Below are 25,911 nucleotides of genomic sequence, written 5' to 3'. Positions count from 1 at the left end.
CGCATCAGCCTTTCGTGCCGCCGGTCGGGCCGCGGTAGAACAGCCGCCGGAGCGCCAGCACCGCCAGCACGATCGCGAGCTGGATCACGCCCATGATGATGGCGATCGCCGAGCCGAGGGAGTGGTTGTATTCCTCGAAGGCCGCAGAATAGGCGGCGATCGAGATGACGCGGGTCGGCCCCGCCGGGGCGCCGAGCAGCACCGCCGAGGGAAACACTGCGAAAGCTTGCACGAAGGCGAGGCAGAAGGTCACAGCCAGCCCCGGCACCAGCAGCGGCAGCAGCACCTTGCGGAAGCGTGCCCAGGCATTGGCGCCGAGCGTCGCCGCCGCCTGCTCGATCGCCGGGTCGATGCCGGTGACGTAGGAGAGGGTGAGGAGGAAGGCGAAGGGAAAGCCGGTGATCAGGAGCGAGGCGAAGACGCCCCAGTAGTTGTTGGTCAGCCGGATCGGCGTATCGAGTATGCCGACGAGGATCAGCGTCCGGTTGAACCAGCCTTGCGGCCCGAGATAGTTGAGGAGCCCCTCGGCCACCAGCACCGTGCCGAGCGTGATCGGCAGGACGAGGAGGATGGTCAAAAGCTTCTGGCGCCGCATCAGCCGGACGCGGAAGGCGATGGGCACGGCCAGCGCGAGGTTCAGGATCGTCACCGGCAGCGCCAGCTTCAGCGTCGCCCCGATGGTGTTGTAGAGGAACGGATCGGAGAAGAAGCGGCGGTAGTTCTCGAACATTCCCCCGGTCTCGGGCGTCAGCGAATCCACGAGGCCATAGAGGAACGGGTAGACGAAGAGCGCGATGATCGCGACGAGGCCCGGCAGCACGAGCAGCGTCGTGCCGTCGAAGCCGCGGGCGGCCAGCCGCGTGCGCAGCGACGTCCGGGCCGTCGGCCTCGCGACCGGACGCGCTCCTATGACCTCGCTCATCGCCGCTCACCGGCGCCAGCGGGCCGTCCTGCAGCACCCGCCGGCCTTGGCCTGTCCGCCGGGAAGACCAGCGTCCGCTGCGGGTCGGCGTGCAGGAGGACCGTGTCGCCGATCTTAACGGCGGCATCGCTGCGGAAATAGACCGGGGCGCCATCGGGAAGGTTGGCGAGCCCGAAGAAGGCGCGCCCACGGTACTCGATCGAGCGGACCGTCGCTGTCAGGCCGGGGCCGCCGGCCGAGGCGACGAGATCCTCCGGACGGATCGAGACCGTGACTGCCTCGCCCGGGGTAAGTTCGCCGGGATGGTCGGCCTCGAGCAGGCCGCCGCCCGCGGCGATCGTCGTGCGGCCTGCCGCGGTTGCCTGGACGCTGCCGGCGATGCGGGTGCGGAACCCCATGAAGTCGGCGACCTCGATATGGTTCGGGCGCTCGTAGAGATCTTCCGGCGTGCCGGTCTGGCGGATCACGCCCTGGCTCATCACCACGATCCGGTCGGCGAGCGACAGCGCCTCGTCCTGGTCGTGGGTGACGTAGATCGTGGTCGAGCCGATGGCGTCGTGGATGGCACGGATTTCCGCGCGCATCTCCAGCCGCAGCTTGGCGTCGAGGTTCGACAGCGGCTCGTCCATCAGCACCAAAGCCGGGCGGATGACGATGGCGCGGGCGATGGCGACGCGCTGCTGCTGCCCGCCGGAGAGCTGGCCCGGCAGCTTGTCGCCTTGCTCGCGCAGGCGCACGAGGTCGAGCGCCTGGTCGATCCGCGCCTCGGCCTCGGCCTTCGCGACGCCCTGCATGGCCAGGCCGAAGCCGACATTCTTGCGGATCGTCATGTGCGGGAACAGCGCGTAGCTCTGGAACACCATGCCGAAACCGCGCTGCTCGGGCTGCAGCTCGTCGATCCGCCGCCCGTCGAGCCGGATCTCGCCGGAGGTCAGCGGCAACAGGCCGGCGATGCAGTTCAGCGCCGTCGACTTGCCGCAGCCCGATGGCCCGAGCAGCGCGATGAACTCGCCCTTCTCCACCGTCAGGTCGATGCCGTCGAGCGCGGTATAGGCGCCGAAGCTGCGGCGGAGGCCGACCAGCTCGAGCCGGCCGCTGTCGGCGACGGCCAGTGTGGCGCCCGCGGGGGAGGAGGTGGCGTTCATGGGCATCCTTGGATCAGGCAAAGCGGCGGGGCATTGGCGTGAAGAGAGGGGCAGTTCCCTGAGCGCTGCCGAGCGTCGCCGCGGTGGTGACCCTGCAGGGTAAGAAAGTTCGTCATCCTCGGGGCTTTAGCCCCGGGGACCCATGCCTCGGCGGTTGCGCGGCTCTCCGGACCCGAACCAATACGGAACCGCCACGGCATGGGTCCCCGCCCTGCGCGCGAGGATGACGATCGTTGGGGTTGGCGCCGTTCGAACACTGGCTCCGCTGCGATCACGCAACCTGCCGGAACCGAACCGCCGCAGAACCGCCACGGCAGGGGGCTCCGAGCTGTGCGCGAAGATCCCGGCGCTGCGCGCTGGGATCCCGTCCGTTGGGGGCGGCGCCGTTCCAAGATCGGCTCAGCTCTTCTTGGCGCCGATGCGCTCGTCCCAGATGCGGAAGGCGGCGACGATCTTGTCGGGGTCGAGCGGCACTTCCAGCGGGGTCTCGGCGATCCACTGGTCGTATTCCGGCCGGCCGAACTCCTTGATGGCGTCCTGGCTCTCCTGCGGCGCCATCGACAGCGGCACGTCCTTCACCGCCGGGCCCGGGTAGAAATAGCCCTGGTCGTAGGCATAGGCCTGGCTCTCCGGCGTCATCATGAAGTTCATGAGGTCGAGGAGGACGGCGAGCTTCTCTTCCGAGACGCCCTTCGGCACCACCATGTAGTGGGCGTCGGTGACCCAGTGGAAACCGGCGAGGGTGCCGACCTTGGCTTCCGCCGGCACGATGCCGAGGACGCGAGGGTTGATGTCCCAGCCGGTGGTCGACACGACGATGTCGCGCGTGCCTTCGCCGAACTCGCGCATCGTCTGCGTCGTGCCGGTGGCGTAGTATTCGATGTTCTCGCCGAGCGCCTCGAGGAAGGTCCAGGTCTTCTCCCAGCCCTTCTCGGGATCGCGCGGGTCGCTGTCGCCGAGGATGTAGGGCAAGCCCATCAGGAAGGTGCGGCCCGGTCCGGAATTGGCCGGCCGTGCATAGATGAACTTGTTCGGATTGGCCTTGGTGTAGGCGAGAAGCTCGTCGGCGCTCTTCGGCGGCGTCGCTACGCGGTCGGGCATGTACTCGATCAGCGGGCCGGACGGGTAGTAGGAGACGACGACGCCGCGGTCCTTGGCCATCGCCTGCATCTTGAAGGCCTGCGGGATCAGGATGGACTCAAGGTTCGGCAGGTCCGCCTTGTAGGGCGAGAGGTCGGTCCAGATGTCCTGGTCGAGGCCGGCCGAAAGCGCGTCGGTGCCAGTCAGCACCAGGTCGATGTCGAGCCGCCCGGCGGCCTGCTGGGCCTTCAGCTTGGAGGGCAGTTCGGGCGCTGGCGCCTTGGTGAAGGCGATGCGGCTCGCCCATTCGGGCTTCGCCTCGGTGTAGCGCTGCATGGCGGCCTGCGTCAGCGCGAGATTGCCGGCGACGTCGACGACGGTGATGGTCACCGGGCTCGACGGCGCCTTCAGTGCGGCGAAGGCCTTGCCGCCGAAAGGCAGCAGTGAGGCGCCGGCGAGCGCGGCGGAGCCCCCAATGAGATGTCTGCGGTTGATGCGCATGGTGTGTTTCCTCCCAGAAACACCGGTCGGCCTCCCAGCCGCCGGTCCGTTGTCAGGTTTTCGTCACAGGCGGTAGGCGTCCTTCGCCAGGCGGTAGGCGAGATCCTCGGCGACCTCTTTCGCCTCGTCCTCGTCCAGCCGGTGGTCGGCGACGAGGCGGGCGAGACAGGCGCAGTCGACCCGCCGCGCCATGTCGTGGCGGGCCGGGATCGACAGAAAGGCGCGGGTGTCGTCGTTGAAGCCGACGGTGTTGTAGAAGCCGGCGGTCTCGGTCGCTGCCTCGCGGAAGCGGCGCATGCCCTCGGGGCTGTCGAAGAACCACCAGGGCGGACCCAGCCGGAGTGCCGGATAGTGGCCGGCAAGCGGCGCCAGCTCGCGCGAATAGGCTGTCTCGTCGAGGGTGAAGAGGATGATCGTCAGGCCGCGCTCGTTGCCGACGGCGTCGAGCAGCGGCTTCAGAGCGTGCACATAGCCGGTGGGGCCGGGGATGTCGGCGCCCTTGTCGAAGCCGAAGCCGGCGAAGACGCCAGCATTGTGGTTGCGCACCGAGCCCGGATGGATCTGCATCACCAGCCCATCGGCGACGCTCATCCGCGCCATCTCGGTCAGCATCTGCGCGCGGAAGGTTTCGGCCTGGTCTGATGTCGCGGTGCCGGCGACGACGGTGTCGAACAACGCGGCGGCCTCGGCGGGCGCCAGATCGGCGGTGCGGGCGGAGGGATGGCCGTGATCGGTCGCGGTGGCGCCGTTGGCGATGAAGAAGGCCCGCCGGCGACGGTGCGCCTCGAGATAGCCGGCATAGGTCGTCTGCTGGCCCTCCATCGCCAGAAACCGCTGCAGCGCGTCGGCAAACCCCGGCCGCTCGGGGTCGACGACGGCGTCCGGCCGGTAGGTCGGCAGCACCCGTCCGGTCCAGCCGGAGGCCTTGATCCGGCGGTGCAGCGAGAGGTCGTCGGTCGCCGGATCCGTGGTCGAGATCGCCTCGATGCCGAACCGGTCGAACAGGGCGCGCGGCCTGAGGGCGTCGGTCGGCAAGGTCTCGGCGATGCGGTCGTAGAGCGCGTCGGCATTCGCCGCCGTCAGCCGCTCCTCGATGCCGAACACGCTTTCCAGCGCATGCTCGAACCAGAGCCGTGAAGGCGTCCCGCGGAACAGCCGGTAGTGCTCAGCGAAAATCCGCCAGATCGCCCGCCCGTCGGTCTCGACGGGCCCGCCGTCGCTGCGGGGAATGCCGAGCGTCTCCAGCGGCACGCCTTGCGAATAGAGCATACGGAAGATGTAATGGTCGGGCACCACGAAGAGCTGGGCGGGATCGCTGAACGGGGAATTGTCGGCATACCAGGACGGTTCGGTATGGCCGTGCGGCGACAGGATCGGCAAGGCCGCGACCTCGCCATAGAGGCGCCGGGCGATCGCCCGCGCGTCCGCCTCTATCGGAAACAGCCGATCCGGGTGCAGCGCCATCCCCGTTTCCTCCCACATCCGCCGCGCCGGCGGCTCAGTCCTGGCCGTTCATACCGGCGCCCTGACGGTCGCTCTTGGCAGGACCATCGCTCTGATATATTAGAATGTCAACCACAGGCTGAGGGAGATGTCGGTGTCGGATGGATATGTCGCTCCCGGAGGGCACGGCGCGGCCAGCGGCCTGACGGCGACGGGGCGGCCGCAGCGCATCACTTCGGCCGGACTGATCTACGCGACGTTGCTCTCCGAGATTGTCTCGCTGGAACTCGCCCCCGGCACGCCGCTGCAGGAGAAAATGCTGGTCGAGCGCTTCGGTGTCAGCCGGACGCCGGTGCGCGAGGCGCTGCTGCGGCTGGCGGAAATGGGGCTCGTCGACATCTTCCCGCAGTCCGGCACCTTCGTCTCGCGGGTGCCGGTCAACGCCATCCCGGAGGCGGTGCTGGTGCGCCAGGCGCTCGAGGGCATCAGCGTCTCGGCGGCGGCCCGCTCGACGGCGGCCGATCGGGGCCCGCGGCTCGACGCCGTGATCGCCCGGCAGCGGCTGATGGACGAGATCGGCGACCTCGGCGGTTTCCACGAGGCCGACGAGGCGTTCCACGCCGAGATCGCCGCGATCGGCGGACATCCCGGCATCTGGAAGCTGCTGGCGCAGGTGAAGGTGCAGATCGACCGGGCGCGGCGCCTGACCTTGCCGGCGCTCGACCGCATGGGCCAGGTGATCGCCGAGCACGTGGTGATCCGCGACGCCATCGTCGGCGGCGACGTCGCGGCGGCGGCGACCGCCATGCAAGGTCACCTCAACGCGGTCATTCCGGACGTTGCCGAACTGCGCCTACGCCATCCCGCCTATTTCGCCTGATCGAGCGGTCGCCATCTTCCGCGACGGGGCTCACCCGCTTGTCCGAGATGCGCTCGTCCAAACGTTGCCCCCCGTGTTCGAGGACTGGCGCGTTCTTACTGCGTGATGGCCCGCCCGCGGTGCCAGGGCAGGCGAGGGCCGGCGCGGGCCGGCGCCGGCCTTCAACCGTGACCCTATTCGCCGTCATCTCCACCTGAATCATCGCCGCCTGCGTCGTCGCCGCCGGCGTCATCCGATCCGGCATCGTCGCCAGCATCGCCGGCATCTCCACCATCCGCATCCCCGGCACTCGCCTCATCGCCGTCATCCGTCGAGCCGTCGTCCGAGGCGTCGCCCGAGCCGTCGCCAGTGTCGGTGTCGGTGTCAGTGGCATCGGGCGTGCCGTCATTGTCGTCATCGGCATCGGCCGCATCAGGGGTGCCGTCGCCGTCGGTATCGGTGGTCTCGTCCGTCGCATCGGTTTCCTCCGAGGCCGACTCGCTGGTCGTCTCCTCGTGGGTGACCTCCTCCTCGACGACGGACGCCTCGCTTTCATAGGAGGTCTCGATGGTCTCGGAATATTCGGAGACGAATTCCGAATAGCTGAACGACGTGCTTTCGGACCAGCTGGACCAGGAGGAGATCTCCGAGACCGAGAAGACCTCGTTGTAGAGCGCGAGGGTGATGACCGCGGTCACCGCCAGGTGCGCGCCAGCCCGGGTGAGGCCGAAAGCGAAGTTGTCGTTGTTGTTCTTCAGCCCGCGCCGCACTGCCACGTCGACGTCGATCGGCTTCTTCACCCTGTGTCCCAGCACCTCGGTCAGCACGTCGCCGGCCTTGATGCCCTGCCGGTCGGCGACGCCGCCCGGCTGCACCGCCAGCACCAGCAGGCCCTTCCGGCTCTTGCCGAGCTTGAATTCGTGCGCGACCGAGGCGTTGATCGGCAGGAGGATCGCGTCCAGCGCCCGCGACACGGACGGCGGCGGCAGATTGAGCTTGCCTTTGGCGTCGGCGCTGCCGGCTGCGAAGGGCGTCAGGATGTGCAGGGCGACCACCAGGGCCCGTGCGGTGCGAAAGGTCTTGCTCATCGGAAAGAGTCTCGGTCTCGAGGGCGGAAGCTTCCGGCAGCTCAATGAGCGCTTGCCCGATAGCGGGACCATGGTGAGAGCCTGTTCCTGGCTACGGTAAAGTGCGACATGCTGTCGCGTGCCAGGCGCCGGCGCTTCGGCTCGAAACAGGCGTGCCCATCGGCGACAGTCGGCGGGCTAGCAGGCAGGCAGGAGTGCCGGCGCATCGGCGCTTGTCGCCATCGCCCGCCATGCCTAGACGATGAGCGGCGGTCAGCCCCGACGCCTTGGCCGATCCGGAGGTCCCATGCGCATCCTCGATACCCATCTCCACCTCGTCTACCCCGACCGCCTCGCCTATCCCTGGCTGGAAAGCGCGCCGGCGTTGAACCGGCCCTGGTCGGTCGAGGCCTATTTCGCCGAGGCCGAACCACTCGGCATCACCGCGGCGCTGCACATGGAGGTGGACGTCGCGGAAGCCGACCAGGCGGCGGAAACGGCGCTGGTGCTCGGGCTCGACCCACGGGTGATCGGCGCCGTGGCCGCCTGCCGGCCGGAGCATGCCGACTTCCCGGCTGCGCTGGAGCGGCTGCAGGCGATTCCGGGCGTCAGGGGCCTGCGCCGTATCCTGCATGAATCGCCGGACGATCTCTCGGCCTCCGCCCGCTTCACGGATAACATCCGCCGCATCGGACCGACCGGCCTCAGCTTCGATCTCTGCGTGCTGGCGCGGCAGCTGCCGGTCGGGCGGGCGCTGGCCGAGCGCTGCCCGGACGTCTCCTTCGTCCTCGACCATTGCGGCAATCCGCCGATCGCCGCGGGCGACCTCGACGCCTGGCGGGCCGACATCGCCGCCATCGCCGCCCTGCCGAACGTCTCCGGCAAGATTTCCGGCATCGTCAACCATGCCGCCGCCGGCTGGGCGCCGGAGGATCTCCGCCCGGTGGTCGAGCACATGGTCGCCTGTTTCGGCTGGGACCGCCTCGTCTGGGGCAGCGACCATCCGGTGGCAACCCTCGGCGGCGGGCTGACGGCCTGGGTCGAGGCGGTCCGGACGATCGTCGCCGGCTGCAGCGGGGACGAACAGGCGCGGCTCTTCCACCGCAATGCCGAACGGATCTACCGGCTCCAGTGAGCGGCGGCCCGTCAGTCCCGTCACCCTGGACGTCCAGGGTGACGGTTCCAACGTTTGCGCCCCGGCCTCAGCCGGCAGGCGCGCCTCGCCTCACCCCCGGCCGAGCGTCGGGTGCTCCAGCGTGCGGATGATGCCGCGCAGTTCCGCGAGGCCCTTCAGCCGGCCGACCAGCGAGTAGCCGGGATTGGTCTTCTTGGTGATGTCGTCGCCGAGGAGGTGGCCGTGGTCGGGCCGGAACGGGATCGGCTTGTCGTCGCCCGCCGCCCGGCGTCGGCCTTCCTCGCGCAGGAGGAGGTCGATCACCGCCACCATGTCGGTCCCGCCCTCGAGATGCTCGTCCTCGACGAAGGAGCCGTCCGGCTCGACGGTGACGTTGCGAAGGTGGACGAAGTGGATGCGCTCGGCGAACTCGCGCACCATGGCGGTGACGTCGTTGTCGGCCCGCGACCCGTAGGAGCCGGTGCACAGCGTGATGCCGTTGGCCGGGCGGTCGACGGCCGACAGGATCGCGCGGACGTCCGCGGGCGTCGAGACGACGCGCGGCAGGCCGAACAGCGAGAACGGCGGATCGTCGGGGTGGATGGCGAGCTGGACGCCGACCTCTTCGGCCACGGGCACCACCTCGCGCAGGAAGGTTTTCAGGTTCTCGCGCATCGCGTCGTCGGAAAGGCCGTCATAGTCGGCGATCAGCCGGCCGATCGAGGCGCGGTCGTAGGTCGCCTCGCCGCCGGGAAGGCCTCGGATGATGTTGGCCTCGAGCCGGTCGATGGCCTCGGCGTCCATGCCCTCGATCCGCTGGCGGGCTTTGGCGACGAGATCGGCGGGATAGCTCGCCTCGGCGTTCGGCCGCCGGAGCACGAAGACGTCGTAGCCGATGAAGCTGACCATGTCGAAGCGCAGCGCGAGGCCCGAGGTCGGCATCCGGTAGTGCAGGTCGGTGCGCGTCCAGTCGACCACCGGCATGAAGTTGTAGCAGACGGTCTTGATCCCGGCGCGGCCGAGGTTGGCGAGCGTGTCCTTCCAGGCGCCGATCGCGCGCGGGGCGTCGGCGTTGCCGAGCTTGATCGCGTTCGGCATCATGATGCTCTCGCAGACGCTCCAGACGAGCCCGCCGGCCTCGATCACAGCCTTGCGCTCGGCGATCTGCTGGGGTGTCCAGGCGATGCCGGGCGCGATCTGGTGCAGCGCCGAGACTATGCCCGTCGCGCCGGCCTGCCGGACGTTATCGAGGCTGACGGGATCATTGTCCCCGAACCACCGCCATGTCTGTTCCATCTCATCTCTCCCATTATCCCTGCGCCCCGATCCCGACCCGTCCTGTGCGGGGCCGGCGACCAAAGGCCTATTGCTCAGTCCGCCCGTTATCATCCGGCAGGCCGCCGAAGCGAGCCTCGATCGCGTCGAGGACGCCGTTTTCCGCGATGGTCCGCGCAAACTCTTTCAGGACTGCCACGACGTCGCCATCCAGCCGCAGATCGGTGCCGAATACGCTCTCGAAGCCGAGGAAGGCATCGATCCCAGCCTCGGGCGACAGTTCCTTCGCCGGCTTATCTTCCCAGCGTTCCAGCACGGGATCGCTGACCGCGAACATCTGCCCGGCGTCGTCGATCCCGCGGCAGGACCGGATGTAGGCGGCGATGGCAAAGAGGATCGCCGGCGCGTTCTCGCCGCGCGCGCGGCGGATCCGCAAGGGCGCCAGCAGCCGCTGCGGCACCTTCAGCGAGGCGTCGGTGGCGATCTGCGCGGTCCGGTGCGGCAGTGCAGGGTTGGCGAAGCGCGGCAGGAGGGCCGCGCCGTAGGCGGCAGCGGTCGCGGCGTCGATCGACAGCGTCGGAGCGGCTTCGGCCCAGTAGGCCGCGAGGAAGCGCTGGACCCGCTTGTCCCGCACTGTCTCCGGCACGGTCTGCAGGCCGGCGAGGCGGCCGATCGCGGCGATCGCCGTATGGGCGCCGTTGAGGAGGCGGAGCTTCATCTCCTCATAGGGCTCGACATCCCCGACGAAGCGCACGCCGCTGGCCTCGAAGGGCGGCCGTCCGCCGGGAAAGCGATCCTCGATCACCCAGTCGAAGGCGGGCTCGGCCATCACCGGCCAGACGTCGGCAAGGCCGAGGCCGGCCTCGACCTCGGCGCGATCGGCCGATGTCGTCGCCGGCACGATGCGGTCGACCATCGAGGAGGCGAAGGCGACGTTCGCCTCGATCCAGCGGGCGAGGCCATCGTCCTTCAGCTGCGCGAACTCCAGCAGCACCGCCTTCAGCGTTTCGCCGTTCTTCGGCAGGTTGTCGCAGGAGACGACCGTGATCCCCGGCGCACCCGTCTGCCGACGCCGTGCGAGGCCGGCGGCAAGGAAGCCGAGCGCCGAGGTCGGCGCGCCGTCGCCGTCGAGATCGCGGCGCACCGACGGATCGTCACGGTCGAGCCGGCCGCGGTCGACGGCATAGCCCTTCTCGGTAATGGTCAGCGTCACCAGCCGGATGGCGGGGTCGGCGATCGCGGCGACCAGCGCCTCCGGGTCCTCCGGCGCGACGATCATGCGGATCACCGAGCCGATCACCCGCAGCCGCGTCGTCTCGCCGTCGCGGATCGCAAAGGTATAGAGCCCGTCCTGCGGCGCCAGCGCGTCCCGTGTCTCGGCGCTCCGCAGCGACGCGGCGACGATGCCCCAGCCGGTCTCGCCGCGGTTGAGGGCGTCGTCGGCGAACACCGCCTGGTGCGCCCGGTGGAAGGCGCCGAGGCCGAGGTGGACGATGCCGGCGGTGACCGCGCTGCGGTCGTAGCCGGGGAGGTCGACGCCCGGCAGGGCCGAGGCGAGGGTGGCGTTGGAAAGTCGCTGCATTTTGGTCTGCCGGTCAAGGGAGGGGCGGTCAGGGGAGAGGCGGAGAGGGAGAGTGGCGGAGAAGGGACGGGCGGAAAGGCCGGACGCGTCAGCCGAACTGCAGGCCGCCGTTCATGTCGATGATGCCGCCGGTGATGAAGCCGGCGAGCGGCGAGGCGAGGAAGGCGACGGTGTGCGCCACCTCCTCCGGCTCGCAGAACCGGCCGACCGGGATCGCCGCCAGCTGCGCGGCGCGCTGCGCCTCGGTCAGCTGCTCCATGATCATCGGCGAGACCACATAGGCTGGCGCGACGGCGTTGGCGGTGATGCCGGTGCCGGTCAGCTCGCGCGCCGACGAGAAGGTCAGCCCGACCATCGCCGCCTTCGAGACGGCATAGGCGGTGCCGGCGGTGAGGCCGCCCGACTTCCAGGCATAGGAGGACATGTTGATCAGCCTTCCCCAGCCGTTCGCCTTCATACCGGGCACCACGGCCTGGGTGAGGAGGAAGGCGGCGTCGAGGTTGACCGCCATCAGCGACTGCCATTCTACGAGCGTCGTGCCGGCGAGCTTGTTGGGCGAGAGGATGCCGGCATTGTTGACGAGGATGTCGACGCGCTCGAATTGCGCGAGCACCGCGGCGATGCCGGCGGCGATTGATCCGGGATCGGCGAGGTCGACGACGAACGGCGTGGCGCTGTCGCCGAGATCCGCCGCGACGCGCGCAAGGGCCGCCGCGTCGCGGTCGACGAGCGCGATGCGGGCGCCGGCGGCGGCGAGGCGGTCGGCGATCGCCCGGCCGATGCCGCCGGCGGCACCGGTGACGAGCGCAGTCCTGCCGCTGAGTTCCAGCATGTCGGATCCTTTCTGAAGGGCCTACGGCACGAAGTGCCGGCGCTCCGCCTCGGGGAGCTGGTCGAAGAGAATGAAGATCTGGTCGAGATGGGTGACCAGCGCCGCCTCGGCGGCGGCCGCGTCGCCGGCGTCGAGCGCATCGAGGATGGCGAGATGCTCCTCGATCACCACCGGGAGCCGCTTGGCATGGCCGGAGAAGCGGATGAAGCGGGTCAGCTGCGACTTCGCCGCGAAGATCGCCGACCAGACGCCGTCTCGGCCGGCATGGATGGCGAAGAGCTGGTGGAAGCGCTCGTCGCTGGCGTGGAAGGCGTCGGCGTCGGCGGCCTCGACCGCAGCGCGCTGGGCGTCGACGGCCTCGCGCAGCGTGCCGCTCATCGCCCCCGTCCAGCGCGGCGCGACCTCCCGCAGCAGCGCCACCTCGAGCGAGCGGCGGACGAAATGATTGTCGTGGATGCCGCCGATCCGGATCTTTGCAACGAAGCTGCCCTGCTGCGGATAGACGTCGACGAGCCCTTCTTCCGACAAACGCTGGATCGCCGCCCGCACCGGGGTTCGCGACACCGCGAACTGGCGGCAGATCGAGTTTTCCGAGATCGGTGTGCCCGGCATCAGCCGCACGCGGACGATCGCCTCGCGCAGCACGCGGTGCACCTGGTCGGCGACCGACAGGCGCCGGTCGAGCTGCAGGTTGAGGTCGGAAAGGCCTTCACCCCCGATCCCCGGCACCTCTGTCGTCCGCGTCGCCTCGCTCATGCCGGTTCCGATATCCTTGCCGCGAGAATCCGTTTGCGGCTTGGATACAAGAATACTAGTGTCGGCCCGGTCAGCGCAAGCCGCCTGCGTCGCTTCCGCGGGAGGAGGCAGCAGAAAGACGGAAAAGCGGCTTGGAACGGGAGGAAATTTCATGTCGAAACGGATGATGCGACTGGTGGTGGCCGGGCTGTCGATGGCGGCCGGCCTCGGGGTGGCCCAGGCGGCGGACGACACCAAGATCGGCCTCGTGCCGGGCGGTCCGCACCCCTACTTCACCGCCTGGGAGCAGGCCGGCAAGGACGCGGCGCGGGATTTCAAGCTCGCTGGCGCCGACTACAAGGTCCCGCAGAAATGGGAGCTCAGCCAGCAGAACCAGTTGCTCGAGAGCATGCTCTCGCAGGGCTATAACGGCTTTCTCGTCTTCCCCGGCGATTCCGTGGGCTCGGTCAGCACAGTGTCCGAACTCGTCGGCAACGACGCCCCGGTGATCGCCGGCGCCGGCTGCCTGAAGGATCCGTCGGAGGCCGCCTTCTGCCTCGGCACCGATACCGGCAACTCCGCCTATCTCGGCACGAAGGAACTGCTGAAGACGCTCGGCGAGAAGAAGCGCATCGCCCATTTCACCGGCTTCCTCGTCGATCCCAACACCCAGCTCCGCATCGACGCGGTCGAGAAGGCTGCCAAGGAGGGCGGCGCGACCGTCGTCCAGGTGATCGCCGACATCGACGCGCCCGAGCCGGCGGAAGAGAAGATCAACGCCTATCTCGCGGCCCATGCCGGCGAGATCGACGGCATCGTCACCACCGCCTGGGTGCCCGCAGTCGTTGCCGCCAACGCGCTGCGCAAGATCGGCGACAAGCGCATCAAGATGGTCGGCATCGACCATGACGAGGTCGTGCTGAAGGCAATCAAGGATGGCTTCGTCTCCGGCACCATGCTGCAGAACCCCTATGGCCAGGGCTATATCGGCAGCTTCGCGCTCGACAAGCTCCGCTCCGGCTGCACCGTGAAGGCCGACGCGCCGTTCAAGTCCAACGCGCTGACGGCGAAGTTCATCGACAGCGGCACCGTCTACGTCGCGGCCGATGCGGTCGACACCTACGTCCAGTCGATGCAGGCGATCACCAAGACGCTCTTCGACGGCTTCGAGAAGACCTATCTCGACTGCCCCTGACCGAGCCGGTTCCGCCGGCGCCGCGCGGGCGCCGGCGGAACCATGCCGTTCGACGCTGAGGGAAGAGAGTACCGCATGATCCTTGAGACAACCCCGCGCACGCGCCCGGCCGGCGAGGCTTCCGCCCCGGCCGCCAAGGTCGACGCCGCGACCAAATTCTACCTGACCAACGAGTTCGGGCTGGCGGCGCTGATCGTCGTCTTCCTCGTGCTCTTCGGCACGCTGGCGGGCGGTTTTCTGTCGCCGTTCAATCTCTTCACCCTCGGCCGAACCTCCGCCATCAACATGATGATCGGCCTCTCGATGATGGTCGTCATCGTCACCGGCGGCCTGAATCTCGCGGTCGGGGCGATCGGCGTCTCCGCCGCGATGACCGTCGGCTATCTCATCGAGAGCGTCGGTCTGCCCTGGCCGCTGGCGATCGTCGGCGCGCTGGCGCTCGGCGCGGCGCTCGGCTTCGTCAACGGCTGGACGGTCGTGCGCACCGGCCTCCACTCCTTCATCATCACGCTCGCGACCATGAGCATCTTCTTCGGCGTCATGATCTTCCTGACGCGGGCGGAATCCTTCCGCGGCTTGCCGCCAGCCTTCACCGCCTTCGGCAAGATGAAGCTCGCGGGCTATGTCTCGCCGCTGCTCCTGGTGACGCTCGCCGTCGCGCTTGGCCTGGTCTTCCTCTACCGCTTCACCGCGCTCGGCCGCGAAATGCTCGCCGCCGGGGCCAAGCCCGAGGTGGCGGAAATGTCGGGCATTCCGGTCGGGCGGATCTTCATCCTCTGCCACATGCTGTCCGGCGCGATCGCCGCGGTCGCTGCCTTGATGCTGGTCGCGCGCAACGGCGCGGCGATCCCGTCGATGGCCGGGCAGCTCGGCCAGGACTGGCTGCTCCCGGCCTTTCTCGGCCCGGTGCTCGGCGGAACGCTCCTCACCGGCGGCAAGGTCTCGGTGATCGGCACGTGCCTTGGCGCCTTCCTCGTCACCATGCTGACCAGCGGGCTCCTGTTGCTGCAGCTCGGCGAGTTCTGGATCCAGTCCTTCCTCGGCTTGCTGCTGCTCCTCGCCGTGCTGATGGACAAGGCGCGCCGCTCCTATCTCGCGCGGAGGAACATCGCATGACCGCGACGACGCAGAGCACCCCGCTCTCCCGGACGCTTCGGGCCGACTGGTTCGGCCCCTTCGTCGTGACCCTTGTGGCGATCGTCATCGTCGGCAGCTTCAACCCGTCCTTCCTGTCGCCGTTCAACATCCAGATTTTGCTCCTGGCGATCGCCGTCAACGCGCTGATCGCCTTCTCGCAGATGATCATCATCGCCATCGGGCAGATGAACCTCTCGGTCGGGGCCATCGGCGGGCTCGCGGCGATCTCGTTTGCCGGGATGATGGAAGTCTGGGGTCTTCCGGCACCGGTCGCCGCCGTGCTGGCGCTGATGCTCGGTATCGCCTGCGGCCTGCTGAACGGGCTCTTCATCGTCTGGACCGGCATCTCCGCCTTCGTCATCACCCTGGCGAGCCTCTCGATCTACAAGGGCATCAACCTCGGCATCACCCGCGCCGAGCCGTTCTACGGCGTCGCCGACAGCGTCAAGGCCTTCGGCCAGGCGGTGCTGGTGGGGCCTTTCCCCTGGCTGGCGCTGCCGACGGTCCTCGTCGCGGTGGGGCTCTGGTACCTCCTCAGCCGCCTGCCGGTCGGCCGCTTCATCCTCGCGGTCGGCGGCAACAGCCACGCGGCGGAGCTGTCGGGCATCTCGGTCGGCGGCACCGTCGTCTTCGCGCATGCGCTGTCGGGCTTCCTCGCCGCGCTCGCCGGCATTCTCCTCGTCGCCCGCCTGCAGATCGGCCAGCCGACGATCGGCGACGACTGGCTGATCATCTCCTTTGCCGCGCCGGTGATCGGCGGCGCGGTGCTGGCCGGCGGCCACGTCAGCGTCGCCGCGACGCTGTTCGGCGTCGTCATCGTCGCGATCATCACGCAGGCTCTGGTGCTGTTCAACATTGACCCGTTCCTGGTGCAGGTCGTGCTCGGCGCGATGATCCTCACCGCGGTCGGCGTCAACCGGCTGCGCGAGGTTCGCCTCGCCGGTTCGCGGAAGGGATTCTGAGATGGAGACGGTCTTCGAAGCCAAGGGCATCGAGAAGAGCTTTCCCGGCGTCAAGGCGCTGCGCGGCGTGTCGCTCACGCTGGCGCCGCATTCGATCCACGCGCTGCTCGGCGAGAATGGCGCCGGCAAGTCGACGCTGATCAAGGTGATCACCGGCGTGCACCGGCCGGACGCCGGAACGCTGACGCTGGGCGGCGAAACGGTGGCCTTCACCAGCCCGCGCGACGCCATCGCCCACCGGATCGGCGTCGTCCACCAGGAGCGCAACCTGATCCCGCGCTTCTCGGTCGCGGAGAACATCCATCTCGAGCAGCTCGGCGGGCGCTTCCTGAAGCCGGTCGACTATGCGGAACTGAACCGGCAGGCGCAGCGCTGGCTGGAGGCGCTCGACCTCGACATCGATCCCCGCACGCCGGTGTCGAAACTCTCGGTCGCGCAGATGCAGCTGGTCGAGATCGCCAAGGCGCTGTCGCTGCGCTCGCGCGTCCTTCTCCTCGACGAGCCGACGGCCTCGCTCACCTCCAGCGAGACCGACGTCCTGTTCGGCTTCCTGAAGAAGCTGCGCGACAATGGCGCTAGCATCCTCTTCGTGTCCCACAAGCTGGAGGAAGTGCTGGAGATCTGCGACCGCGTCACGGTCCTGCGCGACGGCAGCAATGCCTCGCCCAGCCGCTCGATGGAGGGGCTGACCCGGCACGACCTCGTCACCATGATGATCGGCCGCGGCGAGCAGGCGAGCGGCTGGAAGCAGCGGGTGCCCTCGAGCGCGCCGGTGGCGCTGCAGCTGAAGGGCGTGTCGACCCCGCTCGGCCACGTCGGTGTCGACCTCACTCTGCGCCAGGGCGAGATCGTCGGCCTCTACGGTCTCGTCGGCGCGGGCCGGACGGAGCTCGCCAAATGCATCATGGGCCAGTCGCCGGTGACGCAAGGCACCGTCGAAGTCTCCGGCAAGCCGGTGAAGATCGGGTCCGTCGCCGAGGCGGTGCACCGGCACGGCATCGGCTATGTCAGCGAGGACCGCAAGCAGGAGGGCCTGGTGCTGATGCACTCGGTGCTCGACAATGCGGGCATCGCCGTCTGGCGCCAGCTGTCCGGGGCTTTCGGCCTCCTCACCGACGGCCGAATCCGCCAGGCCGTCGCGCCCTTCATCGCGAAACTCGAAGTGAAGACGCCGAGCCTGTTCCAGACCGTCGGCAACCTTTCGGGCGGCAACCAGCAGAAGATCAGCGTTGCAAAATGGCTGGCGGCGGGGGTGAAGATCCTGATCGTCGACGAGCCCTCGGTCGGCATCGACATCAAGACGAAAGCCTATCTCCACGATCTCCTGCGCGAGCTGGCGGACGCCGGCACCGCGATCCTCGTCATCACCAGCGACATGCCGGAGATGATCGGCCTTGCCGACCGTATCGTGGTGATGAACGACTACAAGGTCTGCGGCGAGCTTGCCAATGACGGGGCCTACGACGGCATGAGCCAGGGTATCATGGGCCTCATCCACCGCGAGGAACGCGCGGCTTAGCCGCTGACCGGTCGGGACGGCGCCGGCGCCGGATGAACGGTGCTCGACGCCCCCGCGCCGTCCCGCTATCTCAGCGTCCTCGGTGTGGACAGCGCCACCAGCGTCTCCGGCGCTGAAGCAGTCCCATGGGCTGGAAGCGTCCGGTGCAGCGGCGGGATCTGTTGCTGATCGCGCGCGGGGCTGTGAAACGCGACACGAGAGACAATCCGGGCGGCATCCGCCTCGGCACAATCGGCCGGAACGGCCCAGGGAGGAAAAGCATGGCATTCGAACGACGCCAGGTCGGCGGGACGGATCTGACGCTGCCGGTCTACGGCTTTGGCACCGCGCCGCTCGGCAATCTGTTCCACCCAATCGCCGACAAGGACGCGTCGGAGCTGGTGCTCGCGGCCTTCGAGGCCGGGCACACCTTCATCGACACTGCGCCGTTCTACGGTTCCGGCCTCAGCGAGCGGCGCGTCGGCGAGGCGCTGCGGCGGCTGGACCGGTCGCAGGCGGTGATCTCGACCAAGGTCGGGCGGCTACTGGTGCCGGACGCCAAGCACGACGCGACGCAGAACGCCTTTTTCGACGCGGCGCCGTTCCGCCCGGTCTTCGACTATTCCTACGACGGCGTGATGCGCTCCTTCGAGGACAGTCTGCAGCGGCTCGGCACCGACCATGTCGAGATCCTCTTCGTCCACGATGTCGGCGAGGAGACGCAAGGCAAGGGGAACCTCGCCCCGTTCGAGACGGCGATGGAGGGCGGATACAAGGCGCTCGACCAGCTCCGCTCCTCCGGTGCGGTGAAGGCGATCGGCCTCGGCGTCAACGAATGGCAGGCCTGCGAGAAGGCGATGGACCGCGGTCGCTGGGATGTCTTCCTGCTCGCCGGGCGCTACACGCTGCTGGAACAGGAATCGCTCGATTCCTTCCTGCCGCGCTGCATCTCTGAAAACGTCTCGATCGTCATCGGCGGTGCGTTCAACTCCGGCATCCTCGCCACCGGCGCAGTCGACGGCGCAACCTACAACTATGCGCCGGCGCCGGCGGAGATTCGCGCCAAGGTCGATGCCATCGAGGCGGTCTGCCGGGCGCACGGCACGCCGATGGCAGCCGCCGCCTTGCAGTTCCCGCTGACCCACCCGGCCGTCGCCTCCGTCATCCCCGGCGTCGCCGCCCTGTCGCACATCGAGCGGAACTCGGCGCTGATCGATACCAAGGTGCCGGTGGGGCTCTGGGCGGATCTCAAGGCCGAGGGACTGCTGCGGGCGGATGCGCCGGTGCCGGGCTAAGGTTCCAGACCTCGTCATCCCGGACCTGATCCAGGATCCATTCCAAATCGCTGAACCAGTAGGATGAGGGCGGACCTTCCCGCCGTTCTGAACCGGACCGGTGTTGACGCGCCGAGGAATGGATCCCGGCTCGGGGGCCGGGATGACGAAGCGGAGGGGTTGGTGATCCTTTCTGCAACCATAAGAAAAAGGGCGCACACCCTGCGGTGCGCGCCCTTCTCTCACGTCAAACCATAAGCCTTAAGCGGCAGCGGAGATGCTGGCCGATGTCGGGACTTCCGAGATGGTCTTCAGGATCTGCGAGGCGATGGCGTAGGGGTCGCCCTGGCTGTTCGGGCGGCGGTCCTCGAGGTAGCCCTTCCAGTCATTGTTGACGAAGGAATGCGGCACGCGGATCGAGGCGCCGCGGTCGGCGACGCCGTAGCTGAACTTGTTCCACGGGGCGGTCTCGTGCTTGCCGGTCAGGCGCTTGTCGTTGTCCGGGCCGTAGACGTTGATGTGGTCCATCAGGTTCTTGTCGAACTGCGCCATCAGCGCCTCGAAATAGGCCTTGCCGCCGACTTCGCGCATGTGGGTGGTCGAGAAGTTGGCGTGCATGCCCGAGCCGTTCCAGTCGGTGTCGCCGAGCGGCTTGCAGTGGTACTCGATGTCGATGCCGTACTGCTCGGTCAGGCGCTGCAGCAGGTAGCGGGCCATCCACATCTCGTCGGCGGCGCGCTTGGAGCCCTTGCCGAAGATCTGGAATTCCCACTGGCCCTTGGCCACTTCGGCGTTGATGCCCTCGTGGTTGATGCCGGCGGCGAGGCAGAGGTCGAGGTGCTCCTCGACGATCTCGCGCGCGACCGAACCGACGTTCGCGTAGCCGACGCCGGTGTAATAGGTGCCCTGCGGCGCCGGGTAGCCGGACTCGGGGAAGCCGAGCGGGCGGCCGTCCTGGTAGAAGAAGTATTCCTGCTCGAAGCCGAACCAGGCGCCCTCGTCGTCGAGGATCTGCGCGCGGGTGTTCGAGGGATGCGGGGTCTTGCCGTCCGGCATCATGACTTCGCACATCACCAGCACGCCGTTGGTGCGGGCGGCATCCGGGAAGACGCGGACCGGCTTCAGCACGCAATCGGAATTGCTGCCCTCGGCCTGCATCGTGGAAGAGCCATCGAAGCCCCACAGCGGCAGCTGCTCGAGCGTCGGAAACTCTTCGAATTCCTTGATTTGGGTCTTGCCGCGCAGGTTCGGAACCGGCGTGTAGCCGTCGAGCCAGATGTACTCAAGCTTAAATTTTGTCATCGCGAAACTCTCGTAAGGTGGTGATACGAACTGAAAACCTTTGGCCTGCATCGCGCACGCTTCGGGCCCGCGCAGGCAGCCTCCTCCCTTAAAGCATTTTACATGCCAAACTGAGATGCTGGCTACAGATCCCTGTGTCGCGCCGCGGAGGCCGGTAGGAAAAGGGACGGCAATTCAAGCCTCTTCGATTCATGCCTTGGAATCCGGCTCAAGCTGATTATATTTAGGGCAGATAGCGCAAAAATAGTGCAGCCGCGACGCTCCGCAGGCCATGCCGGGCGCTTCAGGGAGGACAGGCAGATGTTGACACATGCCCCAAGGCAGACCGCCCGGATCATCCAGTTTCCCAAGCGCGGCCGGCTGGGATTTGCCGGCCACCTCGCCGATCGGCAGACCGAGAACGCCGCGGCGCTGGGCGTCGCATCCTCCTTCGGCAGCTGGTACCACGAGGACGCGGTGCGCGAGGCTGCGGAAGCTGCCCGCAAGCCCTGATACCCGGCTTAGCCTTTTTGGCGCGCGGAGGATTTCCCTCCCGCGACCTTCTGCTTTTTCTCAGCCCTAGTTGCTTGGGCTGATTCCTCAGGCGCCGAAAATCGACCAGCCCATCCGCCGCGTCAGCTGCTCCAGCGCGATGCGGCCGAGGTGGGAGTTGCCGGAGGCATCGAGGCCCGGCGACCAGACGGCGATCGATGCCTTGCCGGGCGCAATCGCCAGGATGCCGCCGCCGACGCCGCTCTTGCCGGGCAAGCCAACGCGGTAGGCGAACTCACCGGATCCGTCATAGTGGCCGCAGGTCAGCATCACCGCGTTGATGCGGCGGGCGCGTTCCGGCGTGACCACGGTGAAGCCGGTCGCAGGATTGCGGCCGCGGGCTGCGAGAAAGCGCCCCGCCATCGCCAGCTGCCGGCAGGACATGGCGATGGCGCAATGGTGGAAGTAGACGCCGAGCGTGTAGTCGACCGGATTGTCGATGACGCCGAAGGATTTCATGTAGTTGGCGAGCGCCGCGTTGCGAAAGCCGGTGCGTTGCTCGGACGCGGCCACCGCCTCGTCGATGGTGATCGACGGGTCGTCGGCGAGGAAGCGCATGAAACGCAGGATCTCGCCCAGTGCCTCGCGCGGCTTGTGGCCGGAGAGGATGACGTCGGTGACGGCGATCGCACCGGCATTGATGAAGGGGTTGCGCGGGATGCCCGATTCCCGCTCCAGCTGGACGATCGAGTTGAAGGCGGTGCCCGACGGCTCGCGCCCGACCCGCTGCCAGAGCCGGTCGCCGATCTGACCGAGCGCCAGCGTCAGGGTGAAGACCTTCGAGACGCTCTGGATGGAGAAGGGGGTCTCGGCGTCGCCACCGAGGGCGACATTGCCCTCCGCATCGATCACCGCCATGCCGAACGCCGCCGGATCGACGCGGGCGAGCTCGGGGATGTAGCTGGCCACCTCGCCGCGATCCGGCCGCTGGCGCATCTCGTCGGCGATTTCGCGGACGGTGGTGTCGAGGTCGGGCTGGCTCATGGGACGGCTCTGGCTGCAATCGGGAAAGAGGTGTGCGGGAAAGAGGTGTGCGGGAAAGAGATATGCGGGACACGGCAGGGATAGACGTGAAAACCCCACTGTTCAGGCACTCTGCTTTCCGGCAGACCGTTCTGTAAAGCGCCGGGGCCGCCGCAATCAGAAGCGATGCCCGCGGCATATCCGTTCTGGAGGTCGCATGAGCCTTGATTCAGTCCGCGCCTTTCTCGCCGAGCAGGCGCCCGATCTCGACATCCTCGAGACCCCGTCGAGCACGGCGACCGTCGCCATGGCGGCGTCGGAGCATGGCGTCTTGCCGGCCCAGATCGCCAAGACGCTGGCGCTGATGGTGGGCGAGCGGCCGTTGCTGCTGGTGACGGCTGGCGATGCGCGGCTCGACAATGCCAAGGCGCGGGCTGTCTTCGGCGGCAAGGTGAAGATGATGACGGCGGAGGAGGTGGTGGCGTTGACCGGCCATCCGATCGGTGGCGTCTGCCCCTTCGGCCTCGCGACAGCGCTGACGGTGCACTGCGACGTCAGCCTGCGGGCCTTCGACGTGGTGATCCCCGCGGCCGGGTCCCCAAACTCCGCCGTGCGGCTGTCGCCCGGGCGCATGGCCGACCTTGCCGAAGCGCAGTGGGTCGACGTCTGCCGCGCGCCGACTGCCGTCTGACGGGGGAGGCCGGCTGCCTCGCGCCGGGCATGCGGGTGGACCCGCAAGGGACCCTCTCTGCTGCGGGTCTGCAGCATCTTTCCTTGATTGGCACAGGCCACCCGCATCCGGGGATGCTCTGGCAATGGTCCCCGAAGCACCCGCGGACATGATTCAATCGAATCGTACGATGATTAGCGCGGTCGGCGGATTGTCGGACGTCCCTTGCGCTGGTATTCCCGCGGCAGATCGTGGCAGCCGGTCCTTCCCGCTGTCGCTCTTCCCGCGGCCCGCAGCATCGGAACCGACATGACACGACCCTTCACCGGCCTCTGGCCCGTAGCGCCCACCCCCTTCCACGAGAACGGCGACCTCGACCTCGAGGGCATGCGCCGGGTGCTCGACTGCATGATCGACCAGGGTGTCGACGGCATCTGCATCCTCGCCAACTATTCCGAGCAGTTCCTGCTCTCGGACGGCGAGCGCGAGACGCTGACCGAGCTCAGCCTCGAGCATGTCGCGGGCCGGGTCCCGGTGATGGTCACCACCAGCCATTTCTCCACCCGCGTCGCCGCCGAGCGCGGCAAGCACGCGGCGACGCGCGGCGCGGCCATGCTGATGCTGATGCCGCCCTATCACGGCACCGGCCTGCGCATCGACGAGACCTCGATGATCGAGCATTTCCAGCGCGTCGGCGAGGCCGCCGGCATTCCGATCATGCTGCAGGACGCGCCGCTCTCGGGCGTGACGCTCTCTGTGCCGACGATGCTCAAGATGGCCGAGGCCGTGCCGCAGCTGCGCTATTTCAAGATCGAGACGCCGCAGACCGCCGCCAAGCTCCGCGCGCTGATCGCCGCCGGCGGTGATCTGGTCGTCGGTCCGTTCGACGGCGAGGAGGCGATCACCATGATGGCCGATCTCGACGCCGGCGCCACCGGCACCATGTCGAGCGCGCTGCTGCCCGACCTGCTCCGCCCGGTCTTCGACCTGCACCGTGCCGGCGACCGCGTCGGCGCTGCCGAGGCCTATGCGCGCATCCTGCCCCTGGTGAACTACGAGAACCGCCAGTGCGGCCTGCGGGCTGCCAAGACGGCGATGATGGCCGGCGGCGTGATCAAGAGCGACGTGGTGCGCCACCCGCTCGACCAGATCCATCCCGATACGCGGGAAGGGCTCCTGGAGATCGCGCGGACCGTCGATCCGCTGGTCCTGCGCTGGGGCAAGTGAGCCGCGGCCGCCCTGTCGGCCGTGAACATACGATGAAAGCCCGTCCGCCGGTCTTGGGATCGGCGGCGGGATGACCTAGATAGGCGGAGTGATCCGCATCCGGGCGCCGCCACGGCCGCCTGACCCGATCGGCGCCCGGCGCCTCCCATCTTGCAGCGCACCCCGGCCCCCGTGCCGGCGATGGCGCCGCCGTCCCAGGAGACATCCACATGACCATTCTCGGCGAACAGTTCATCGGCCAGCGCACCGCCAAGGGCAGCAATGGCGAGCTCTTCGGCATCGAGGCCGCGACCGGCGCGACGCTGCAGCCAGGTTTCGGTGGCGCGACGCTGGAAGATGCCGATGCCGCCTGCGCGCTGGCGGAAGCCGCCTTCGACACCTATCGCGAGACCAGCCTCGAGGACCGCGCCAGGTTCCTCGAGACCATTGCCGACAACATCCTCGCCATCGGCGACGAGCTGGTCGAGCGCTGCATGGCCGAGAGCGGCCTGCCGCGCGGCCGGATCGAGGGCGAGCGGGGCCGTACCATGGGCCAGCTGAAGCTGTTCGCCGGCGTGCTGCGCGATGGCGGCTATCTCGAAGCCCGGATCGATCCGGCCCAGCCCGAGCGCCAGCCGCTGCCGCGGCCGGACCTGCGCCTGCGCAACGTCCCGCTCGGCCCGGTTGCGGTGTTCGGCGCCTCCAACTTCCCGCTGGCGTTCTCGGTCGCCGGTGGTGACACCGCCTCGGCGCTCGCCGCGGGCTGCCCGGTGGTGGTGAAGGCGCATTCGGCCCATCCCGGCACCTCCGAGCTGGTCGGCCGTGCCGTCCAGAAGGCGGTCAAGGATTGCGGCTTGCCGGAGGGCGTGTTCTCGCTGATCTTCGACAGCGGCCGCAAGGCCGGCCAGGCGCTGGTCGCCGATCACCGCATCAAGGCGGTCGGCTTCACCGGCTCGCGCGGCGGCGGCATGGCGCTGGTCAAGATTGCTTCCGAGCGCAAGGAGCCGATCCCGGTCTACGCCGAGATGAGCTCGATCAACCCGGTGCTCCTCTTCCCCGCTGCCCTCGCGGCCCGCGGTGAAGCTATCGGCAAGGCCTTCGTCGGATCGCTGACGCTCGGCGCCGGCCAGTTCTGCACCAATCCAGGCCTCCTCATCGCGGTCGAGAGCGCGGGCCTCGACGCCTTCGTCGCCGGCGCCAGCGAGGCGATGGCCTCGGCGCCCGCCGCCGTCATGCTGACGCCCGGCATCCAGAAGGCCTATTGCGAGGGCGTCGACAAGCTCGCCGGCCACGCGGCCGTGACGAAGCTTGCCGAGGGTCTCGCCGGCGAGGGCCTCAAGGGTCGCGCTGCCCTCTTCAGCGTCAAGGCGGCCGACTTCCTGGCCCATCCCGAGCTGCACGAGGAGGTCTTCGGCTCTTCCTCGCTGCTGATCCGCTGTGCGGACGCGGCGGAGATGCGCAGCGTCGTCGAGGCGCTGGAAGGCCAGCTGACCGCCGCTATCCACATCGAGGAGGCCGATTACGCCGCGGCGAAAGCGTTGCTGCCGCTTCTCGAGCGCAAGGCCGGGCGTATTCTCGTCAACGGTTTCGGCACCGGCGTCGAGGTGGCGCATGCGATGGTGCACGGCGGGCCGTTCCCAGCGACGGCCGACGGCCGGTCGACCTCGGTCGGCAGCCTTGCCATCCACCGCTTCCTGCGCCCGGTCTCCTACCAGGATCTGCCGGCAGCGCTGCTGCCGGACGCGCTGAAGGACGAAAATCCGCTCGGCCTCGTGCGCCGCGTCGACGGCAAGATCACCGCCTGATCACCGCCTGACCAACATTTGGTCACCACGCTGCAGATTAACGCCCGCCGACGACTGTCGGCGGGCGTTTTTGTTGCAGGCAAACGCTGTCTTGTGGCTAGAATGTCGCATTCCCTCGGCCGTTGCTTGTGCGGGGCTGACGGGCCCAATCGGACCGTGCAACGAATCCAACAATCGATCATTGTAGACCAGTGCGGACGAGCTTGCCCTGCGATACCCCCGGGGCGGCAAAACTTGCATGGGTAAGCCTCGGGTCTCCTTCGGCGGTTACCACTGTGGCAAGCGTATAGAGTGACGGGATCCATCGTGACTGCAGGTCTTCAGATGCAAGGTGCTCGCAAGGTTGTTCTCGTCGTCGACGACGAACCGCTCGTGCGAATGAATGCTGTCGACATGTTCGAGGACATGGGTTTCGACGTTCTGGAAGCCAGCGACGGCTTGGCCGCCTTGAAGATCCTCGAGGGTCGGGCCGATGTGTCGCTGCTGTTCAGCGACTGTCGGATGCCCGGAATGACCGGGCCGGAGCTGGCCGAAGTGGCCGCCGTCCGCTGGCCGGATCTGTGGATCGTGCTGGTCTCCGGCTACGTCAACATCAAGCCAGTCAGCTGGCCGCTTCTGCCGAAGCCATACGACGCCCGGTCGTTGCACAAGGTAGTCACCGAAGCCGGTAGCGCCTGAGGTCGTTTAGTCTTCTGTTATTCAGAGCATCTGGCGAGATAGCGGGCAGTAACGTCTATCGCAGGCGTTTCGTATTCATCTGCCGTCCCGACTTCGAATGTCGTAAAAAACTGCGCGCGACCGGCGCCCTATGCT

Annotated in this window: 23 protein-coding genes; 12 read left to right on the top strand and 11 right to left on the bottom strand. The window is 68.1% G+C overall.

The annotated features are described in order from the left end of the window. Positions 1–4: 4 nt before the first annotated feature. The 4 genes from ACZL02_RS12915 to uxaC all read right to left on the bottom strand — a co-directional run bounded on the left by ACZL02_RS12915 (position 5) and on the right by uxaC (position 5,112). Positions 5–922 (bottom strand): ABC transporter permease, encoded by a 918-nt coding sequence (locus ACZL02_RS12915; protein ID WP_472940005.1) that lies wholly within the window; start codon positions 920–922, stop codon positions 5–7. Next, positions 919–2,067 carry an ABC transporter ATP-binding protein gene (locus ACZL02_RS12910; RefSeq protein WP_472940004.1) on the bottom strand — a complete coding sequence of 383 codons (1,149 nt, stop codon included), beginning with the start codon at positions 2,065–2,067 and terminating at the stop codon, positions 919–921. Before ACZL02_RS12910 ends, ACZL02_RS12915 begins: the two co-directional genes overlap by 4 nt. A 399-nt stretch (positions 2,068–2,466) precedes the next feature. Beyond that, the gene (locus tag ACZL02_RS12905; RefSeq protein WP_472940003.1) at positions 2,467–3,648 is read right to left on the bottom strand and encodes an ABC transporter substrate-binding protein; all 1,182 of its coding nucleotides are present in this window, start codon (positions 3,646–3,648) and stop codon (positions 2,467–2,469) included. A gap of 63 nt (positions 3,649–3,711) precedes the next feature. Further along, a complete protein-coding gene (uxaC, locus tag ACZL02_RS12900; protein WP_472940002.1) occupies positions 3,712–5,112 on the bottom strand; it encodes a glucuronate isomerase in 1,401 nt (466 codons plus the stop codon). Positions 5,113–5,239: 127 nt separating this feature from the next. On the opposite strand from uxaC, the gene ACZL02_RS12895 reads away from it, so the two are divergent. Next, positions 5,240–5,971, top strand: coding sequence for a GntR family transcriptional regulator (locus tag ACZL02_RS12895; protein ID WP_472940001.1), 732 nt, complete (start codon positions 5,240–5,242; stop codon positions 5,969–5,971). 173 nt (positions 5,972–6,144) lie between these two features. Here the strand turns inward: ACZL02_RS12895 and ACZL02_RS12890 are convergent, their stop codons facing one another. After that, positions 6,145–7,038, bottom strand: a complete 894-nt coding sequence (locus tag ACZL02_RS12890) for a PDZ domain-containing protein (protein ID WP_472940000.1) — start codon at positions 7,036–7,038, stop codon at positions 6,145–6,147. A 286-nt stretch (positions 7,039–7,324) separates the two neighbouring features. Here ACZL02_RS12890 and ACZL02_RS12885 point away from each other — a divergent pair, with 286 nt between their 5' ends. Further along, positions 7,325–8,152, top strand: coding sequence for an amidohydrolase family protein (locus ACZL02_RS12885; RefSeq protein ID WP_472939999.1), 828 nt, complete (start codon positions 7,325–7,327; stop codon positions 8,150–8,152). Positions 8,153–8,242: 90 nt separating this feature from the next. Here ACZL02_RS12885 and uxuA read toward each other — a convergent pair whose 3' ends face one another. The 4 genes from uxuA to ACZL02_RS12865 form a co-directional block, all read right to left on the bottom strand. Beyond that, the gene (gene uxuA / locus ACZL02_RS12880; protein ID WP_472939998.1) at positions 8,243–9,427 is read right to left on the bottom strand and encodes a mannonate dehydratase; all 1,185 of its coding nucleotides are present in this window, start codon (positions 9,425–9,427) and stop codon (positions 8,243–8,245) included. Between the two features lie 67 nt (positions 9,428–9,494). Next, positions 9,495–10,988: a mannitol dehydrogenase family protein gene (locus tag ACZL02_RS12875; protein WP_472939996.1), complete on the bottom strand. Its 1,494-nt coding sequence runs from the start codon at positions 10,986–10,988 to the stop codon at positions 9,495–9,497. Between the two features lie 88 nt (positions 10,989–11,076). Beyond that, positions 11,077–11,820, bottom strand: a complete 744-nt coding sequence (locus ACZL02_RS12870) for an SDR family NAD(P)-dependent oxidoreductase (protein ID WP_472939995.1) — start codon at positions 11,818–11,820, stop codon at positions 11,077–11,079. A gap of 21 nt (positions 11,821–11,841) precedes the next feature. Continuing rightward, positions 11,842–12,576 (bottom strand): GntR family transcriptional regulator, encoded by a 735-nt coding sequence (locus ACZL02_RS12865; RefSeq protein ID WP_472939994.1) that lies wholly within the window; start codon positions 12,574–12,576, stop codon positions 11,842–11,844. A gap of 151 nt (positions 12,577–12,727) precedes the next feature. Here ACZL02_RS12865 and ACZL02_RS12860 point away from each other — a divergent pair, with 151 nt between their 5' ends. The 5 genes from ACZL02_RS12860 (at position 12,728) to ACZL02_RS12840 (ending at position 18,642) form a co-directional block, all read left to right on the top strand. Then, positions 12,728–13,750: a sugar ABC transporter substrate-binding protein gene (locus ACZL02_RS12860; protein ID WP_472939993.1), complete on the top strand. Its 1,023-nt coding sequence runs from the start codon at positions 12,728–12,730 to the stop codon at positions 13,748–13,750. A 75-nt stretch (positions 13,751–13,825) separates the two neighbouring features. Further along, a complete protein-coding gene (locus ACZL02_RS12855; RefSeq protein WP_472939992.1) occupies positions 13,826–14,866 on the top strand; it encodes an ABC transporter permease in 1,041 nt (346 codons plus the stop codon). Continuing rightward, complete coding sequence (locus ACZL02_RS12850; protein WP_472939991.1) at positions 14,863–15,849, top strand: ABC transporter permease; 987 nt, start codon at positions 14,863–14,865, stop codon at positions 15,847–15,849. Before ACZL02_RS12855 ends, ACZL02_RS12850 begins: the two co-directional genes overlap by 4 nt. Position 15,850: 1 nt before the next feature. Continuing rightward, positions 15,851–17,368 carry a sugar ABC transporter ATP-binding protein gene (locus ACZL02_RS12845; RefSeq protein ID WP_472939990.1) on the top strand — a complete coding sequence of 506 codons (1,518 nt, stop codon included), beginning with the start codon at positions 15,851–15,853 and terminating at the stop codon, positions 17,366–17,368. A 260-nt stretch (positions 17,369–17,628) separates the two neighbouring features. Beyond that, positions 17,629–18,642, top strand: a complete 1,014-nt coding sequence (locus tag ACZL02_RS12840) for an aldo/keto reductase (protein ID WP_472939989.1) — start codon at positions 17,629–17,631, stop codon at positions 18,640–18,642. Between the two features lie 240 nt (positions 18,643–18,882). Here the strand turns inward: ACZL02_RS12840 and ACZL02_RS12835 are convergent, their stop codons facing one another. Beyond that, entirely contained in the window at positions 18,883–19,923 is a 1,041-nt protein-coding gene (locus ACZL02_RS12835) for a glutamine synthetase beta-grasp domain-containing protein (protein WP_472939988.1), read from the bottom strand. 300 nt (positions 19,924–20,223) lie between these two features. On the opposite strand from ACZL02_RS12835, the gene ACZL02_RS12830 reads away from it, so the two are divergent. Next, positions 20,224–20,415 (top strand): DUF2735 domain-containing protein, encoded by a 192-nt coding sequence (locus ACZL02_RS12830; protein ID WP_472939987.1) that lies wholly within the window; start codon positions 20,224–20,226, stop codon positions 20,413–20,415. Between the two features lie 87 nt (positions 20,416–20,502). On the opposite strand, the gene ACZL02_RS12825 is transcribed toward ACZL02_RS12830, so the two are convergent. After that, positions 20,503–21,438, bottom strand: coding sequence for a glutaminase (locus ACZL02_RS12825; protein WP_472939986.1), 936 nt, complete (start codon positions 21,436–21,438; stop codon positions 20,503–20,505). A 196-nt stretch (positions 21,439–21,634) separates the two neighbouring features. Here ACZL02_RS12825 and ACZL02_RS12820 point away from each other — a divergent pair, with 196 nt between their 5' ends. The 4 genes from ACZL02_RS12820 (at position 21,635) to ACZL02_RS12805 (ending at position 25,776) form a co-directional block, all read left to right on the top strand. Next, a complete protein-coding gene (locus tag ACZL02_RS12820; RefSeq protein WP_472939985.1) occupies positions 21,635–22,108 on the top strand; it encodes a YbaK/EbsC family protein in 474 nt (157 codons plus the stop codon). A gap of 288 nt (positions 22,109–22,396) precedes the next feature. Then, complete coding sequence (locus ACZL02_RS12815; RefSeq protein ID WP_472939984.1) at positions 22,397–23,314, top strand: dihydrodipicolinate synthase family protein; 918 nt, start codon at positions 22,397–22,399, stop codon at positions 23,312–23,314. A 209-nt stretch (positions 23,315–23,523) separates the two neighbouring features. Then, positions 23,524–25,098 (top strand): aldehyde dehydrogenase (NADP(+)), encoded by a 1,575-nt coding sequence (locus tag ACZL02_RS12810; RefSeq protein ID WP_472939983.1) that lies wholly within the window; start codon positions 23,524–23,526, stop codon positions 25,096–25,098. Positions 25,099–25,389: 291 nt separating this feature from the next. Next, entirely contained in the window at positions 25,390–25,776 is a 387-nt protein-coding gene (locus ACZL02_RS12805) for a response regulator (protein WP_472939982.1), read from the top strand. Positions 25,777–25,911: the final 135 nt, after the last annotated feature.

The sequence above is a fragment of the Mesocryomonas fontinalis genome (genome assembly GCF_055730125.2).
This window is presented reverse-complemented; position numbering and strand designations above follow the sequence as displayed.